Origin of the sequence: Saccharopolyspora karakumensis, from assembly GCF_004349225.1 — a bacterium.
Taxonomy (GTDB): domain Bacteria; phylum Actinomycetota; class Actinomycetes; order Mycobacteriales; family Pseudonocardiaceae; genus Saccharopolyspora; species Saccharopolyspora endophytica.
Map to the genome: position 1 here is coordinate 1 of NZ_SMLA01000056.1, position 16,992 is coordinate 16,992.

Below are 16,992 nucleotides of genomic sequence, written 5' to 3' on the forward strand. Positions count from 1 at the left end.
ACGGCACCATCGACGTGGTTCCGGGTCGGCCGGATGATGTGAAGAATCCGATGGATCAGCATCGGTGGGCTGCGGGTGCTGCTCCGTCGGAGTTCACGCACGAGGTGATGCACTTCTTCGGTGTGCGGGATGCGTATCCGCATCCGCGTCAGCTGCTGAACACCTCGGACAGCCCCGTGCCGGGCGACCTGATGGACACCCGCCGGGACGGTGTCGACTACCGGATTCTCGACCGTCACTTGCAGCAGATCATGGACGTGGCGTCGCCGCACCTGCCCGGGTCGCTGGTGACCGATGGTGTGGTTCCGTCCTCGTCGGGCACCACGACCTCGTCCCAGCGCGAGACGAACCAGGCCGACGTCTCGCCGGCGGTCCCGCCGAGCGACCGGCCGCGCAGGCACCGCGGCAGCCACCACGACCCGTACGCGGGCTCGTCCCGGCCCTCCCGGTCCTCGCACGCGCCGCGCTCGCACGACCCGTCCTACGCGACCACCTCGTCGTCCGCGTACCCGACCTACAGCACGGCATCGTCCTCGTCGTACCCGACGACTTCGACCGGTCCGGTCGCCCTCGACAACCCTCAGTTGCGGGCGAATCCGCCGCGTCCGTCGTGGATGTACCGGGGTGACACGCGTCCGCCGGAGGTGATCTTCCGCGACGGCATGACGTCGTGGGGCCGGGACTACAACCTGGTTTCGCACGTGCACGGAGGTGACGCCGCGCGCCACTCCGGCTACGTGTCGGTGACCCCCAGCGCGACCGCCGCGCACCAGTTCGTCGTGCCCGACGGTGGCGAACCGATCCGGCACGACGGACGGTGGTACGTGCCGATGTCGGGGCAGATCTACCAGATCCAGTCCTCGGGCAACATGATCCACATGGCCTCGCAGAACCTCCCGCGGGACCTGCTGGAGCGCATGCAGTACCAGACGGAGTGGGACTCGGTCCGGCACATCGACCGGCGCAACATCCACTCGGCGATGACCGTCAGCGGCCACTTCCACCAGGGGCCGGACGGTCGGCGGACGATCCTGCCGGGCACGACGCCTCGCTTGACCAACGTCGACAACGACGGTTTCGTCGACGGATACCGGGGTTATGACCCGCACGCCGACCGGGACAGCGGATTCACCCGCTACACCGATCTCGGACTCGGTCGTTCACCCAGGCGGCGCTCGCCGTCCGACGACGGCTACGACGACTACCCGGCCACCACGAGCTCGTCGTCCTACTACCCGAGGTATTCGAGCTCGTACGGCAACTACTACGACCGGGGCCCGGGGCTGCCGCCCAGCGCGGAGAGCTCCAGTTCCGCAACCTCTCCCGACGCTCAGCAGACCGCCACCGGCGAGGTCGTGCTCGACAACCCTCAGCTGCGGGCGAACCCGCCGCGTCCGCGCTGGATGTACCGCGGTGACACGCGTCCGCCGGAGGAGATCTTCCGGGACGGCATGACCTCCTGGGGCCGCGACTACGACCTCGTGGCCCACGTGCACGGTGGCGACCAGGCCAAGAGCTCCGGCTACGTGTCGGTGACGCCCAGTTCCGTTGCGGCGCTCCAGTTCGTGGTGCCCAACGGCGACCAGCCGATCCAGCGCGACGGCAAGTGGTACTTCCCGATGGCCGGGCAGATCTACCAGATCGAGTCCTCGGGCAACGTGATCCACATGGCCTCGCAGAACCTCCCGCAGGCGCTGCTGGACCGCATGCAGTTCCAGACCGAGTGGGACGCCGTCCGCCACGTCGATTCGGAGAACATCCACTCCGCGATGACCGTCGAGGGCTACTTCCACCAGGGCCCCGACGGCAAGCGCACCATCCTGCCCGGCACGACGCCGAAGCTCACCAACGTCGACAACGAGAACTTCGTTCCAGGCCACCGGGGTTACGACCCGCACGCCGACCAGGACAGCGGGTTCACCCGCGACAGCGACCTCGGGCTCGCCGAGGACTCCGCTCGCAACAGCGGATCGGCCGACATCTCGCCTGGTTTGCCGCCGTCGGAGGGCTACTCGTCGCGTCGTTCGCACGAGTCCTCGCGGTCGCACCATTCCTCGGGGTCGCATCATTCGTCGTCGGGTCGGCCGGCGTATTCGACGTACACGGTTGTTCCGTCGTCGTCTGTTCAGGGGAGTGGTTCGTCGCAGTCTGGTCCGGTGCGGTTGGACAGTCCGCAGTTGCGGGCGAATCCGCCGCGTCCGTCGTGGATGTACCGGGGTGATACGCGTCCGCCGGAGGAGATTTTCCGTGACGGGATGACGTCGTGGGGTCGGGATTACAATCTGGTCAGCCACGTTCATGGTGGTGACGCCGCGCGCAATTCGGGTTATGTGTCGGTGACGCCGAGTGCGGCGGCGGCGCATCAGTTCGTGGTGCCCGATGGTGGTGAGCCGGTTCGGTACAACGGTCGTTGGTATGTGCCGATGTCGGGGCAGATCTATCAGATCGAGTCTTCGGGCAACATGATTCACATGGCGTCGCAGAACCTGCCGCAGGATTTGCTGGATCGGATGCAGTACCAGACGGAGTGGGATTCCGTCCGGCACGTCGATCGGCGCAACATTCACTCGGCGATGACGGTGAGCGGTCATTTCCACCAGGCGCCGGACGGTCGCCGGACGATCTTGCCGGGCACGACGCCGAGGGTCACCAACGTGGAGAATCGGGATTATGTGCCCGGGTATCGGGGTTATGACCCGCACGCCGATCCCACCAGCGGCTTCACCCGAGACACGGACCTCGGGCTCGCCGAACTTCCCCGGCCGAGCCGGTCCTCGCACGAGTCCACCCGTTCGGCGCCGTCGTCCTCGTACTACCCGGCGAGTTCGTCCTCCTCGTCGTCGCGGTACTACCCGACGTCGAACGACAGGTACTACTACGACCGGCGACCGGGACTCCCCCCGGAATCGACGAACGTTCCCGCCGAAGCACACCGCGCCCAGGACGGCGCCGGCCAGGTCCCCGCGCCCAGCGCGATCGCCGACAGCCCCAGGATCCAGGCTCCGGCGGGTCCCGTCAGCACCGAGACACTGTCCGCCCAGGTCGACCCCAGCGCGGGCCGCGTCGTGCTCATCCCGGCCCCCGGCGCTCGCGGCGTCGAGTTCGCCGACAGCGGCACCCGGGTCGCCATCGACCTCGGCAAGGAAGTCGTCGCGCTGGTCGACAACGGTCGCGGCAAGTTCCAGTGGCGCAGCTTCCAGCCCGACGGATCCCGGCCGCGCGTCGTTCGCGACGACACGCCCACGGCTGCCTCGACGCCCTCGGACGACCGCCCGACGCAGTCGACGGATCCGCAGTTCGCTCGCCGGCGGCCGCCGACGTTCACGGTCGCGGCCGAGCGGTGGAAGCCGCTGGACAACGCCTTCGTGGTGGACGGCAACGGCGACCGCAGGACGATCCAGCGCGGTCCGGCCAGCGGCATCCGACAGGAGGTCCGCTACAGCCTCACCCCCGAGGCGGGTCGCTGGAACTTCGAGACGAAGCTGCACCTGCGTCCGGCCGACGGCGTCAGCCCGGCGGACCTGGCGGCGGTGCGCGCCAACACCGCCGACGGCATCGAGCGCCTGCTCAACCAGCCCGAGAACGTCCTGCCCGGACCCCACGTCCGCGCGCACGGCCAGGTGGTCTTCGTCGATGACCCGGCTGATGCGGACGGCACCATCGACGTGGTTCCGGGTCGGCCGGATGATGTGAAGAATCCGATGGATCAGCATCGGTGGGCTGCGGGTGCTGCTCCGTCGGAGTTCACGCACGAGGTGATGCACTTCTTCGGTGTGCGGGATGCGTATCCGCATCCGCGTCAGCTGCTGAACACCTCGGACAGCCCCGTGCCGGGCGACCTGATGGACACCCGCCGGGACGGTGTCGACTACCGGATTCTCGACCGTCACTTGCAGCAGATCATGGACGTGGCGTCGCCGCACCTGCCCGGGTCGCTGGTGACCGATGGTGTGGTCCCGCCTTCGTCGGCCACCACCACGTCCTCCCAGCGCGAGGCCAACCCGGCCGACCTTTCTCCCGGCGTCTCGCCCGACGACCGCTACCGCAGCTCGTACGAGTCCTCGCGGTCGCACCGGTCCTCGCGCTCGCACCACTCCTCGCGGTCGCACCACTCCTCGTCGAGCCACCACGCACCGCCGTACTCGACCTACACGGCCGCGCCGGCACAACCGGCCGGACCCGTGCGGCTCGACAACCCGCAGCTGCGCGCGAACCCACCGCGCCCGCGCTGGATGTACCGGGGCGACACGCGTCCGCCGGAGGAGATCTTCCGCAACGGCATGAGCGCGTGGGGCCGGGACTACAACCTGGTCGCCCACGTGCACGGCGGCGACGCCGCGCGCAACTCCGGCTACGTGTCGGTCACCCCGAGTTCCGTGGCCGCGCACCAGTTCGTCGTGCCCGACGGCGGCGAGCCCATCCGCCACCACGGACGGTGGTACGTGCCGATGTCGGGGCAGATCTACCAGATCGAGTCCTCGGGCAACATGATTCACATGGCCTCGCAGAACCTTCCGCAGGATCTGCTCGACCGCATGCAGTACCAGACCGAGTGGGACTCGGTCCGCCACATCGACCGGCGCAACATCCACTCCGCGATGACGGTGCGCGGCTACTTCCACCAGGGGCCCGACGGCCGCCGCACGATCCTGCCCGGCACGACGCCGCAGCTCACCAACGTGGAGAACCGCTACTACGAAGAGGGCTACCGGGGGTACGACCCGCACGCCGACTCCCGCAGCGGATTCACCCGCCACACCGATCTCGGGCTCGCCCCACCGCCTCTGCCCAGTCGTTCCTCGCAGGAGTCGACCCGTTCGGCGCCGTCGTCCTCGACGTACCCGACGACCTCCGGCTACTACCCGACCACCAGCTCCTCCTCGTCGACGTATTACCCGCCGTCGAGCAGCAGCTCGTACTACTACTACGACCGACGACCGGGACTCCCGCCCTCGCAGGCCGGGCCGATCGGCGACGGCACGAACCGGTCCCATGACCCCGCGCCGTCCTCATCCGTGCCGCGCGACCAGCGCTTCGCCGCGATGCTCGACACCTACCGGGCCGCGCGATCCGCGGTGTCCTCGGGCGTCAACCCCGTCCAGTACCACGCCGAGGGCGTTCCCGGCGGTGTCAGCAGCCGGCCCGACGCGCGGTTCGGCACCGAGATCGAGTTCACCGTCCCCGAAGAGCACTTCGACGTCGCCGTGCAGGAACTCGGCACCGCCTTCCGCGACGCCGGCCTCGGTGACTGGCGCGACGGCCAGGAACTGGGGTCGGGCCTGGTCAAGAAGGCTCCGGACCGCTGGCGACTGGTGGACGAGGACACCCTCGACAACGGCATCGAGGCGGTGTCGGAGAAGCTCGGCGGGGACTCGCGCTCCTGGCAGCGCTTCGAAACCGCGGCCGACATCATCCGCTCCGTCGTGGAGAAGTACGGCGGCTCGGTGGACGAGGGCGGCGGGCACGTCAACGTCAGCTTCGACGGCGCCACCTTCACTCCTCAATCGAGCGTGGCTCTCGCCGGTCTGGCCAAGGCGCGTGAGCAGTCGCTGTACCGGATGGCGAACTCCACGATGGGCGGACGCCAGCGCGAACTCCGCGCCGTCGGCGCGATGCCCGTCCCGCCGCGCGCCAACGCCCTGCGCGCCCCGGAGGACGTGCGCACCCTGAACTCCAGCCGCAACGAAGGGCTCAACTTCGAGCACGTCCAAGGCGGGCCCCAGGACCGCTGGGAGTTCCGGATGTTCCCCAGCAGCACCAACAAGGGGGAGTGGCAGGCTCGGGTGGAACTCGCCTCGGCGATGGTCGCCGCAGCGCAGGACCCGGCCACCCACGACCGCATCGAGGCGCTGCTGTCCGACCCGAGGCTGCTCGGTGACGAAACCGGGGACCGCTCGGAGGAAGCCCAGCTCAACGACCTGCTGGACCTGCTGGACGTGTTGCCGCTGAGCAAGTCGGCGGAACAGCAGATCGTCGAGCTGTTCGCTGCCACCGAACCTTGGCGGCGCAGCGGGGCCACCGACGACTTCCAGACCTTGGCGGTGCCCACCCGCGACGGGCTGCACTACCCGAGCCCGAACGACGACGTGTCGGCGCTGGTCGAGCAGGGCCGCGACACCCACCCGAACCCCGACGAGCAGGTCATCCGCGTGACCCCCAGCCAGGACGGCGACCGCGTGAGCCTCTGGGACGGCAAGGACCACACGGCGCGCGACTTCACCAACTACGTGCGGCTGCACCCCGGCTTCGACCAGGACCGCAGGGTCGTGCTGGAGACCGCGAACACCGACGTGCGCGCGATCCAGGACGTCTCCCGGTTATTGGGCAACGCCGAGATCCGGCCCCGCCAGGAACCCGCTCCGCACACCGGATCGGCCGACATCTCGCCTGGTTTGCCGCCGTCGGAACGGTATTCGTCGCGTCGTTCGCACGAGTCCTCGCGGTCGCACCACTCGTCGCGGTCGCACCATTCCTCGGGGTCGCTTCATTCGTCCGAGGCGCATCATTCGTCTGGGTCGCATCATTCGTCGTCGGGTCGGCCGGCGTATTCGACGTACACGGTGGTTCCGTCGTCGTCTGTTCAGGCGAGTGGTTCGTCGCGGTCTGCTGGTCCGGTGCGGTTGGACAATCCGCAGTTGCGGGCGAATCCGCCGCGTCCGTCGTGGATGTACCGGGGTGATACGCGTCCGCCGGAGGTGATCTTCCGCGATGGGATGACGTCGTGGGGACGGGACTACAACCTCGTGTCGCACGTGCACGGTGGGGATGCGGCGCGCAACTCCGGCTACGTGTCGGTCACGCCGAGTGCGGCGGCGGCGCACCAGTTCGTGGTGCCTGACGGCGGAGAACCCGTTTTTTACAATGGTCGTTGGTACGTGCCGATGTCGGGGCAGATCTACCAGATCGAGTCCTCGGGCAACATGATTCACATGGCCTCGCAGGATCTCCCTCAGGATCTGCTGGACCGCATGCAGTACCAGACCGAGTGGGATTCCGTCCGCCACGTCGATCGGCGCAACATCCACTCGGCGATGACCGTCAGCGGCCACTTCCACCAGGGCCCCGACGGCCGCCGCACGATCCTGCCGGGCACGACGCCGCGGCTCCACAACGTCGAGAACCGGGACTACGTGCCCGGGTATCGGGGTTATGACCCGCACGCCGATCCCACCAGCGGCTTCACCCGAGAAACCGATCTGGGACTGGGACGTTCGCCGAGGCGGCGGCGCTCACCCTCCTACGAGGACGAGTACGACGACTACCCGTCCTCGTCGTCCTACTACCGGGGTCTGTGACCACCCGAGCCCACCGCAGCCCGCGAACACGTTGAACCTCCTCGCGCTCGCCATCCGTGGAAGTAACGGGGCCACAGGGAGGAGGCAGGCAGCACATGGGCGCATTGCTCGTCGAGCGAACGGGTGCAGGCGTGATCGTGCGCGCGGAGGAATCCGGTGAGCCGATACCGCCGCCACCGTTCACCCTGGCGGACGGTCGCACGCAGGTCTACATCGACGAGTCCGCGCTGCCCGCTTTCGACCAGCTCGAACCCGAGGTGCTGGCAGCCTTGCGCGCCGAACTGCGCCCCGACGGCGTCGGCCTGCCCGCGATCCGGCTGCTCTCGCCCCGAGCGGGGCTCGCGGCGCCGAACGGCTCACGCCCCCTGGCGCTGAGGCTGTCCGAAGCCCTCGACGTCGAGGTCGTGGCCCCCGACGGCGAACTGGTCATGCTCCCGGGTGGCGAGCTCTTCTCCGCTGGTCCGCAGACCGGATGGGTCGGATTTCGCCCCGGCCGGTCGAAGCTGCACGACGGCCCCAGCTTTCCCGTCCCGGAATGGCAGGACGGGCTCTCCACGAGCCTGCGGACCCGGCCGATCGACCCGCGGATCAGCGTCACCCCCATCCCGGCCGGGGTCTGGGTGCGCACCGCCGGTCAACCGGCCAGGCCCCACTCCGACATCGGGTTCCGGGTGCCGCTGTCGCGCAACCGGCTGGCCATCGTCGTCGGCGCGCCCGGTGAGCCGCTGCCGGCGGCCGAAGCCCTCGCCGCGTTCGTCGGCGGACTCCCCGCGCAGCTGCGCGAGACGTTCGGGCTGATCGGGTACGGGCCCGAACCGGTGAGCGTCCGGCCCATCGCGCAGCAGCTCGCCGAGCTGATCGGACAAGCCGTGCACGGCTGCCACGCCGTGCCGCAGTACCTGCCCGCAGGCGGTCAGACCTGGCTGGTGCCCGACGATTCGGGCCGCCCCAGCTGGCTCCCGTTCGTGCTGGAGAGCACTTACCAGCCCGGAGTTCCGCCGATCCCGCGAAATTGGCTGCCGCCGGTGTCCGGGCTCACCGAGGCCGGGACCGGGACGTTCTGGCTGCAGGACGGATGGCTCGTCGACGTGCTGCCTGCCGGTCTGCTCGTGCGTCCCGTCCGCGTGCCGGTCGACCCCGTCGCCTCGAGGCTTCCCATCTCGCCGGACGCCGTCAACTTCGTCATCAGCTCCGCGGGTGGACCACCGCCGCAGCGCGTCCTGACCGCGGTGGAACGACTCGCCGGTGAACTGCCCGCTGCCGCGCGGGAACGCCTGCGCCTGATCGCCACGCCCCACGCCGATCCCACTTACCTGGGGCGGCTGGCCGCCTCGCTGAAGGTCGACGTGCACGTGCTCGGCGCCGCGGGCCCGGGCCCCGCCGTCGAGAGCTTCGCGAGCGCGCCGCTGGGCGCGCACCCCTGGGAAGCGTCCACGGGTGTTGTTCCGGCGGGAATCGGTGGTCAGACCGTCGCCTGGATTCCCGCGCCCCCGTCCGGGGCCTCCTCGGTGGACCAACCCACCGCGCAGTTGCCGACGGTGGCGCAGCGGAGTCCTGCCGCGCCCGCTGGGAACGAGCCAGCCACGGGCTCGGCTGGTGCGGCGCCGCAGCCGATTCCGCACCAGCCGACGGAGCCGTTGCGCATCGTCTCGCCGGTCGTCGTCGACGCCGAGGGACGGATGCGGCCCATCGGAGACGGATGGCGCCCCGGCCAGGCCGACGCGGCACCCCTGGTCGCTCCCGCTGCCGACGTGGTGTCCGTTCCGCCGGTGCCCGCGGCGCTGGGACCGGCCACACCGCTTCCGCAGTTGTCCCCACCGCAGTCGGCGCAAGCGCAAGCACCGGAGCCCTCGGCGCCGGACGCCCAGCCGTCCACCGATCACGAAGCGCGCGGGCCGATCACGCCGGCGCTCGCCGCCATCGCCGAAGCCGACACGCCCGCTGGACCGGAAAAACCTGTTGAGGAGCGGAGACCGGTCGTTGCGAGTCCGGTCGCGGTGCCCGTCACGGCGACGTCGGTGCAGATCCCGGCCGTCGCGTCCAGCACCCCGCTCCCGTCGATGAAGCCCGCGGAGCCCGAACCTGAGCCCGAGCCGGAACCGGCCGCTCCGGTGCGGACCGAGGCGGTACCGGAAGCCCCGGCACCCGTGGCATCGCCGCCCGTCGCGTCGGCGGGTGGGCCGCCGGCCGCGGCACCGCGCGTTTCGGCTGCCCCGGCCCCGCCGTCGGCCACACCTGCGCCGCGCCCAGCACCTTCACCGATGGCACCCGCAGCGCAGCCCACGCCTCCTCCGGCTGCCGCTGCGCCTGGTCCGGCGCCGGTCGCTCCCGCTGCCGCGATCAACCGGATGTCCGCTCCTGCTGCAGCACCGGCGGTTTCGGCGCCGGTGGGCCCACCGGGTCACGCACCTGCCCCGACACTGGATCCAGCGGCGGTGGCCCAGCGGCCCGCACCGGAGCAGACCGTCGCGGCCGTTCCGGTGTCGACCACCGCTGTGCCCGCCGAACCTGCGGTGCAGCAGGCGGTTTCCGGCGCGGTCAACTCCGCAGCGGCGGAGGACTCGAAGAACGAGGTCGCTCAGGACACCGCCGAGTCGCAGTCGGCCGCGGAGCGGACGACGACGCTGAACCTGGCCGACATCCGAGCGACGGCCGTGCACGAAGGTTCCGCAGAGGCGGACTCCGCGCACCAGGGGGAAACCGCTGCGACGGAGCAGGTGTCGTTCGCCGAGGCCGCCGAGACGAGCGCGGATGCGTCCGAAGCCGTCGCGGAGGCCGAGACCCGTGATCAGGCCGCCGCGGCGGTGTTGAAACCGCTGCTGCTGGTCGACCACGCCAGCACCGAGGAGGACCGGCAGCAGTTCAAGAAGTCCCTCGGCTGGAAGTACGACGCGGCCACGCGCTCGGTGACCCGACTGCTCGCCGAGCGGCCGGGCTTGCGAGGCGGCATGCCGGTGGACGACGCGATGCTCACCGAACTCGCCGCCGTGCACGTGTTCGCGACCTCTGACCAGCGCGAGTTCGTCAACGCGATCCGCACCGGCGACGTGGCCTCGCACTACCCGTTCATCTCCTGCCTGGCGGGCGGCCTGCGGCGGCTCCCGTCGCTGCAAGGGCTGGTCGTGCGCGGCGGCCCCGGCGATGCCGAGACCGTCGAGGACTACGTGGTCGGGAGCGAACTCGTCGAGCCCGCGCCGATGCTCGGCGTCTCGGACGAGTCGGCGTCCGTGCCCGGCTCGGTGGAACTGCTGATCTGGTCGGTGACCGCGCGGCGGCTCGGAGGCCTTGCCGCCGACGAGAACTCGGCCGACGTCGTGTTCCCACCCGCCACGTCCTACCGGGTGCTGGCCGTGGAAGCCGACGCCGGCCGGGTGCTGCTCACCGAGGTCGGGAAGAAGCAGCGGTCCGAGGAAGCCTGCAAGCGGCACGACGCCCGCGTGCTGGAGCGCCTGACCGAGGCCGCCAAGAACCGCGACGAGCGGCCCGCCGCCGATGCCACCGAACCCGACCGCGAGCGGTACTCGGTGCTGCTCGGCGAGCCGACGAGCCCGTTCGCCAAGGCCGCCGGAGTCGATCGGTGAGCCCGGAACCACCCGAGGTGCACCGGCTGCTGCTCCAGCTGGCGGGCCGGATGCCCGACGGCGAGCTCGCCGTGCTGCGCACCTGCCTGGCCGACGAAGAGCTCGACGAGATCGCCGACTCCCTCATCAGCGCCGTCGACCTGGGCCTGGCGCTGACCGAGCCGGAGGTCGCACTGCTCACGGCTCTTGCGCAGGCCCAGGACATCGATGCTGCCGCGCTCGCGGAGGCACCGCGGGCCGGCGAACCACCGTCGTGGCGATTCACCGGGGAATCCGCCGACGACGCCGACGAGGCCGCAGTGCGGGCCGCCGAGCGGGTCGGGGGAGTGCGGGCGCTGTGGCGCAGCGGTCGGGTTTCGGCGGAGACGACAGAACCGGTGTACCTCGTCGAAGCGGAGCAGGACGCCGATCTCGTCGAGCTCACCGCCGAGATCCAGCACGAACTCACCGAAGCGGGCGCCGAACCGCGCGTCGAGGTCTTCCACGCCGACGCCGCCCCGACCCGGTACCACGACGCCGCGCTGGCGGCGTCGGAACTGGTCTGGAACCCGGCTCCGCCCGCGCGGCTGGCGCGCGTCTTCGACGGTGCCGACAGCCTCGGCACACCGTTCTTCCGGCCCGACCACCCGCGCGCCGAAGCGGCGGAGCGGAAGCGCGTGCTCGGTTACCTGCGCTCGGCGCCGATCGCGATGGCCACCGACCACGTCATGCCCGATGTGATCGATCCGAACCGCACCGTGCCGCTGAACTTCCGCTCGGACGGAACCTGGGTCTGGAACGACGCGGTCCACTACTACCTCGACCGCTACCACCTGGCGCCGGATCCCGACCTGGTCTCCCACGTGGTGGCGGCGAGCACCGAGCCTCCCGCGCTCGACCGGCTGAACCTGCACCGCGCGATGGGCGTTCTCACCGAACCATCGAAAACCGAATCGGCTGAAGAAGAACTGGGGCGAGAATGACCAACACACGATCGATGCTGTCGGTCTCGGCGACGGCCCCGGACTCGTTCCGCACCATCGGCGACGCCATCGCCGCGGCGACCACCGGTGACGTCATCTCCATCCAGCCCGGCACCTACACCGAATCGGTGTTGCTCAGCCGCGACGTCACGCTGTCGGCTGCGGGAGCCGAAGGGGGCGTGCGGATCGAGTCCACCGGTGACCCGGCCATCGTGATGGCGGCCGAAACCGCGGTGCTCTCGGGCTTGGTCCTGGTCCACAGCGGAGCCGAGACCTCGGTCATCGACGTCTCCACCGGCCGGTTGAGGATGGAGGAATGCCGCGTCGAGGCGTCGTCGGCGGCAGCGCTCTACGTGCACGGCCAAGCCGAGGCCAGCGCCAGCGGAACCGAGTTCACCAACCCGGCCGGGGCCGGGGTGATAGCCATCGACGGCGCCGAGGGCCACTTCGGGAACTGCACGATCAGCAACGTCAAGGCCGCCGCAGTCGTGATCCGCACGGATGCCGACCCGCAGTTCGTCGGATGCACCATCACCGATGCCGAAGGCAGCGCCGTGCTGGCCGCGGAACGCGCCCGGGGCGCGATGCGCGACTCCCGGATCGTGCGAGCCGGCAACCCCGCCGTGGTGGTGGAGGGCAACAGCTCCTTCCGGCTGAGCGGCACGTCCGTCACCGAGCCGGCGGGTGTCGGTCTGCTCATCGCCTCCCGGTCGACGCCGGTGATCGAGGACTGCACGATCACCTCCCCCGGGGCGCAGGGCGTCGTGCTGGTGCAGCAGGGCGACCCCGAGATCCACCGGCTGCGCATCGACAAGCCCGCCGGGTACGGCGTGCACGTGCTCGAAGGCTCCCAGGGCGAGTTCGACGAGTGCACCGTCGTGGGCTCCCGCGACGCCGGGGTGTGGATCGCCGGGGCATCGCCGTCGTTCTCCTCGCTCGACGTGACCGGTGCCGGTGGCGCCGGGGTGGTCGTGACCGAGAACGGCACCGGAACCTTCCGCGAGCTGACGCTGCGACGCCCGGCCGGTCCCGGCATCGAGGTGCGCGGTGCGAAGGCCACCATCTCCGGTGGCGCTGTCGCGGAGGCGACCGGCGATGCGGTGCTGCTGGCCGCGAAGGGGCAGATCGAGGTCGAGGACGTCGCGATCTCCGGCGCCGGCGGCGTCGGCGTGCGCGTCGGCGAGCAGAGCTCCGCCGACCTGCGCGGTGTCACCGTCGCGGGCAGCGGGGGAACCGCGGTGCTGGTCGCCGATGGCCAATCGGTGCTGCGCAGCTGCGACCTCTCCGACGCCGGAGAGCACGGTGTGAAGGCTTCCGGGACCTCGTCGGTGGCCCTGGAGCAGACCCGCATCCGCGGCTGCCAGGTCAACGGCGTGGAGTGGGCCGCCGGGTCCTCCGGCGTGCTCGACCGCTGCGAGATCTCCGGCAACGCCGCCGACGGCATCGTCGTCGGCTCCACCGAGTCGATCAGCGTCCGCGACACCGTCACCAAGGACAACGGCGGCGCCGGTGTGCGGTTGCAGGTCCGCCGCGACAACGTGCGGCTCAGCGGAATCACCAGCGCCCAGAACGGCGACCCCGAGAGCGACTCCGGCGAGGCCGCACCCGAATCCGACGATTCCCAGCACTTCGGCAGCTCCCGCAGCGCCGACGCGGCGCCGTCGAGCGAGTCCGGCTACGAACCCGCACCCGCGCAGGCCAAGAGGAGCTCGGAAGGCCGGCTGGGGGAGCTCCTCGGTGAGCTCGACGCGCTGGTGGGTCTCACCGACGTCAAGCGCGAGGTGGAGGTCCTGACGCGCCTGGAGCAGATGGCCGAGAAGCGGGCGGCGGTCGGGCTGCCGATGCCGCCGATGAGCAGGCACCTGGTGTTCGCGGGTTCGCCCGGTACAGGTAAAACGACGGTTGCGCGGCTCTACGGGCAGATCCTCAAGGAACTCGGTGTGCTGCGCGCCGGCCAGCTCATCGAGGTCGGACGCGCCGACCTGGTGGCCAGCGTCGTCGGCGGCACCGCGCTGAAGACCACCGAGTGCTTCGAGAAGGCCCTCGGCGGCGTGCTGTTCATCGACGAGGCCTACACGCTCTCCGGTGGAGGTGGTGGCGGCGCAGACTTCGGTCAGGAAGCCGTGGACACGCTGGTCAAGCTGATGGAGGACCACCGCGAGGACGTGGTGGTCATCGTCGCCGGTTACACCATGGAGATGCGCAAGTTCCTGGCCACCAACCCCGGCCTGGGCTCCCGGTTCTCGCGGACCATCGAGTTCGCCGACTACAGCAACGAAGAGCTGGTCACCATCGTCGAGGGCATGTGCCGCGCCAACGACTACCGGCTGGAGTTCGAGACCCGCGAGGCGGTGCTCGGCTACTTCTCCAAGTACCCGCGCGATGAGGCGTTCGGCAACGGCCGCACGGCCCGCAAGGTCTTCGAGGAGATGATCGGCCGCCAGGCCTACCGCCTCGCCGACGACCCCGAGCTCAGCCCCGTCGCCATGACCCGTCTGCTGCCGGAGGACATCGGTGCGCTGCCGGGCAGCGGTGTCGGAGCCGGTGCGGCCAACGCGGACACGGCCAAGGTGGAGAGCCTGCTCAACAAGCTGCACCACATGGTCGGCCTGGCCGACGTGAAGTCGGAGGTCGGCAACATGGTCGATCTGCTGGCGTCGGCCAAGCAGCGCCAGGCCGCCGGACTCCCGGTGCCGTCGCTGAGCAGGCACCTGATCTTCGGCGGGCCTCCCGGTACCGGTAAGACGACGATCGCCCGGCTCTACGGCGAGATCCTCGCCGCGCTGGGCATCCTCCAGCGGGGACAGGTCGTCGAGGTCGGTCGCGGCGACCTGGTCGGCGAGTACGTCGGTCACACCGCCCACCGCACCACCGAGGCGTTCGACCGGGCGCGCGGTGGCGTGCTGTTCATCGACGAGGCCTACACGCTGTCCTCGCAGCGCGGTTCCAGCTCCGACTTCGGTCAGGAGGCCATCGACACGCTGGTCAAGCTGATGGAGGACCACCGCGACGAGGTCGTGGTGGTGGCGGCCGGGTACGAGGGGCAGATGGAGGAGTTCCTGTCCGCCAACCCCGGTCTGTCCTCGCGGTTCTCGCAGCGGGTGCGCTTCGCCGATTACAGCAACGACGAGCTGGTCACCATCGTCACCCAGCACGCCGCCGCGGCCGGTTACGAGTGCACCGGGCCGACGGTCGCGGCGCTGCGGGCGCACTTCGTGTCCACGCCCCGAGGTCCGTCGTTCGGCAACGGTCGCTACGCGCGCCAGGTCATGGACGCCGCGGTCACCCGTCACGCGAAGCGGCTTCGCCGCACGGCGTCCCCGACGTTGGAAGACCTCTGCCTGCTGCTGCCCGACGACGTTCCCGCCGCAGGCGAGGTCGCCGCCGGCTGACCCGTGCGGCGCGGGCCATCTCGCTGCCGCACGCTCGCGGCTCATCCGGCGTGGACAGGTCCGCTAACGTCGGAGCGGTGCTGGCAGAACTCGCGGAACGGCACGGCCTCCGGGTCCGGGTCCAGGAGGTCGACGAGACCGGCTGGGACTTCCAGGTCGGACATGCGGTGGACGCCGACGGCACCCGCTGGGTGCTGCGCGCACCCCGGCGCCGTGAGGTCGGCGACCTGATCGAGGGCGAGCGGCGCCTGCTGGAGCACTTGAGGCCACGGCTGCCCGTCGCCGTTCCCGACTGGGAGATCTGCACCCCCGAGCTCGTCGCCTACCGCAGGCTCCCGGGGCGGCCGTTGGGGCCGGAACACCCGAAAACCCTGGAGTACCAGTGGTGGCGTGAGCCCGCCGAGGAGTTCTTCGCCGACCTCGGCGCGGTGATCGCGGAGCTGCACCGCACCGAGGTCGACGAGGTGGCACGGCTGGGCGTGCCGGCCTCAGGTGCTCGGGATCTCCGGGAGGAGGCCGACGATCACCTGAGGCTGGCGGAGAGCATGATGGAGGTTCCCGAGAAGAAGGCGGCGCGCTGGCGGTCGTGGATCCACGACGACGTGCACTGGTCACGGGCCGCGGATCTGCGCCTGGTTCACGCGGATCTGCACCCCGGGCATTGCCTGGTGGACGAATCCGGTCGTCTGACAGGGGTTCTGGACTGGACGGACGCCGCGGTCGACGACCCGGCGCTGGACTTCGTAGCCGCCCACAACGCGTTCGGCGAGCGCGGCCTGTCGCGGCTGCTCGCGGGCTATGCGCAGGCCGGTGGGCGGGTGCGAGCTGAATTCGTGTCGCATGTTCGGTTCCTCTCGGAGTTCCGGTTCTCGGTTTCACTGGGCGTGTACGCGGTGGAGTCGGGACGTGGTGGATTCCTGGAGATCGCGCAGCGGCGCCTTCTCGGTCGAGCGCCTGTGTTTTCCCACTCTGCACTTGTCAAACAACAAGTCGCCGGACGGAAATCCGTTCGTCGAACTGATGTTCAAAGTGTGCCTTGCGGCGTTCGGAAACGCTAGCGAACAGCCATCGCTGGATGGGGTGGCGAATCGGTCACGCGCTGAAACCGATTGGTGCGAAGAACGTTTGGTCACCCCACCGTGGAGTGATGCCTGTGGTGAGGTGGGTGTGTCGGCCGACGGTCAGACGACCGGGATCGGGATCTCGAAGTGCACGGCCGGACTGTGGGCGGGGTCGGTGCGACCGTCGTGGATCTCCTTGGCGACGCTGCGCCAGAACGGCTCGGCGCCGTCGATGGCGGCGTTGGTGTGCAGGTAGATCGACTCGTAGCCGGGCGTCAGCGCGACGAAGCGGCAGGCCATCTCGACCAGTCCCCCGGCCAGCCCGCGGCGGCGGTGCTCGCGGCGGACGTAGACGCGGAAGATCTGCGCGGTCGTGCCCGACGGGTAGCGCTCGGCGAGCCAGGGCGCGTGCGGTGGGCTCTGCGGGCCGTCGGCGCGGACGGAGGTGGTGGCGACGATCTCGTCGTCCAGCGCGGCGACCAGCAGCGCCTGCCGGGGGTTGTCGAAGTAGGCGGTGTCCATGTCGACGACGTCGTCGTGCCAGCGCGGGTCGTAGCCGTAGCCGAACTCCTGGTAGAAGGTGTCGAGCATGACCGACCTGGCGCCGGCCGCGTGCGCCCGGGTCGCTTCGCGCACCACGTAGCGGCCGATCTGTCGTTCCCCGAGCTGGATCACGTCTACCTCCTCCGCTGAAAAAAAGT

7 protein-coding genes are annotated in these 16,992 nt (G+C 70.2%); 5 read left to right on the forward strand and 2 right to left on the reverse strand.

What is annotated here, in order from left to right:
• The first annotated feature begins 50 nt into the window (after window positions 1–50).
• The 4 genes from E1202_RS25870 (at window position 51) to E1202_RS25885 (ending at window position 15,230) form a co-directional block, all read left to right on the forward strand.
• Window positions 51–7,295 carry a hypothetical protein gene (locus E1202_RS25870; protein ID WP_132685741.1) on the forward strand — a complete coding sequence of 2,415 codons (7,245 nt, stop codon included), beginning with the start codon at window positions 51–53 and terminating at the stop codon, window positions 7,293–7,295.
• Between the two features lie 95 nt (window positions 7,296–7,390).
• The gene (locus tag E1202_RS25875; RefSeq protein WP_132685742.1) at window positions 7,391–10,876 is read left to right on the forward strand and encodes a hypothetical protein; all 3,486 of its coding nucleotides are present in this window, start codon (window positions 7,391–7,393) and stop codon (window positions 10,874–10,876) included.
• The gene (locus E1202_RS25880) at window positions 10,873–11,838 is read left to right on the forward strand and encodes a hypothetical protein (RefSeq protein WP_132685743.1); all 966 of its coding nucleotides are present in this window, start codon (window positions 10,873–10,875) and stop codon (window positions 11,836–11,838) included. Before E1202_RS25875 ends, E1202_RS25880 begins: the two co-directional genes overlap by 4 nt.
• Window positions 11,835–15,230 (forward strand): right-handed parallel beta-helix repeat-containing protein, encoded by a 3,396-nt coding sequence (locus E1202_RS25885; RefSeq protein WP_132685744.1) that lies wholly within the window; start codon window positions 11,835–11,837, stop codon window positions 15,228–15,230. Before E1202_RS25880 ends, E1202_RS25885 begins: the two co-directional genes overlap by 4 nt.
• Window positions 15,231–15,271: 41 nt before the next feature.
• On the opposite strand, the gene E1202_RS32690 is transcribed toward E1202_RS25885, so the two are convergent.
• Window positions 15,272–15,394, reverse strand: coding sequence for a hypothetical protein (locus E1202_RS32690; protein ID WP_268952365.1), 123 nt, complete (start codon window positions 15,392–15,394; stop codon window positions 15,272–15,274).
• A gap of 3 nt (window positions 15,395–15,397) precedes the next feature.
• Here E1202_RS32690 and E1202_RS25890 point away from each other — a divergent pair, with 3 nt between their 5' ends.
• Window positions 15,398–16,288, forward strand: a complete 891-nt coding sequence (locus tag E1202_RS25890; protein ID WP_165943992.1) for a macrolide 2'-phosphotransferase — start codon at window positions 15,398–15,400, stop codon at window positions 16,286–16,288.
• Window positions 16,289–16,411: 123 nt separating this feature from the next.
• Here E1202_RS25890 and E1202_RS25895 read toward each other — a convergent pair whose 3' ends face one another.
• On the reverse strand, window positions 16,412–16,966 hold the full coding sequence (locus E1202_RS25895; protein WP_235879017.1) for a GNAT family N-acetyltransferase: 555 nt from the start codon (window positions 16,964–16,966) through the stop codon (window positions 16,412–16,414).
• Between the last annotated feature and the right edge of the window lie 26 nt (window positions 16,967–16,992).

Coding starts and splice junctions, on each gene's coding strand:
- E1202_RS25870 (WP_132685741.1), top strand. CDS start 51: ATGGATCAGCATCGGTGGGCTGCGGGTGCTGCTCCGTCGGAGTTCACG.
- E1202_RS25875 (WP_132685742.1), top strand. CDS start 7,391: ATGGGCGCATTGCTCGTCGAGCGAACGGGTGCAGGCGTGATCGTGCGC.
- E1202_RS25885 (WP_132685744.1), top strand. CDS start 11,835: ATGACCAACACACGATCGATGCTGTCGGTCTCGGCGACGGCCCCGGAC.
- E1202_RS32690 (WP_268952365.1), bottom strand. CDS start 15,394: ATGTCCGACCTGGAAGTCCCAGCCGGTCTCGTCGACCTCCTGGACCCG.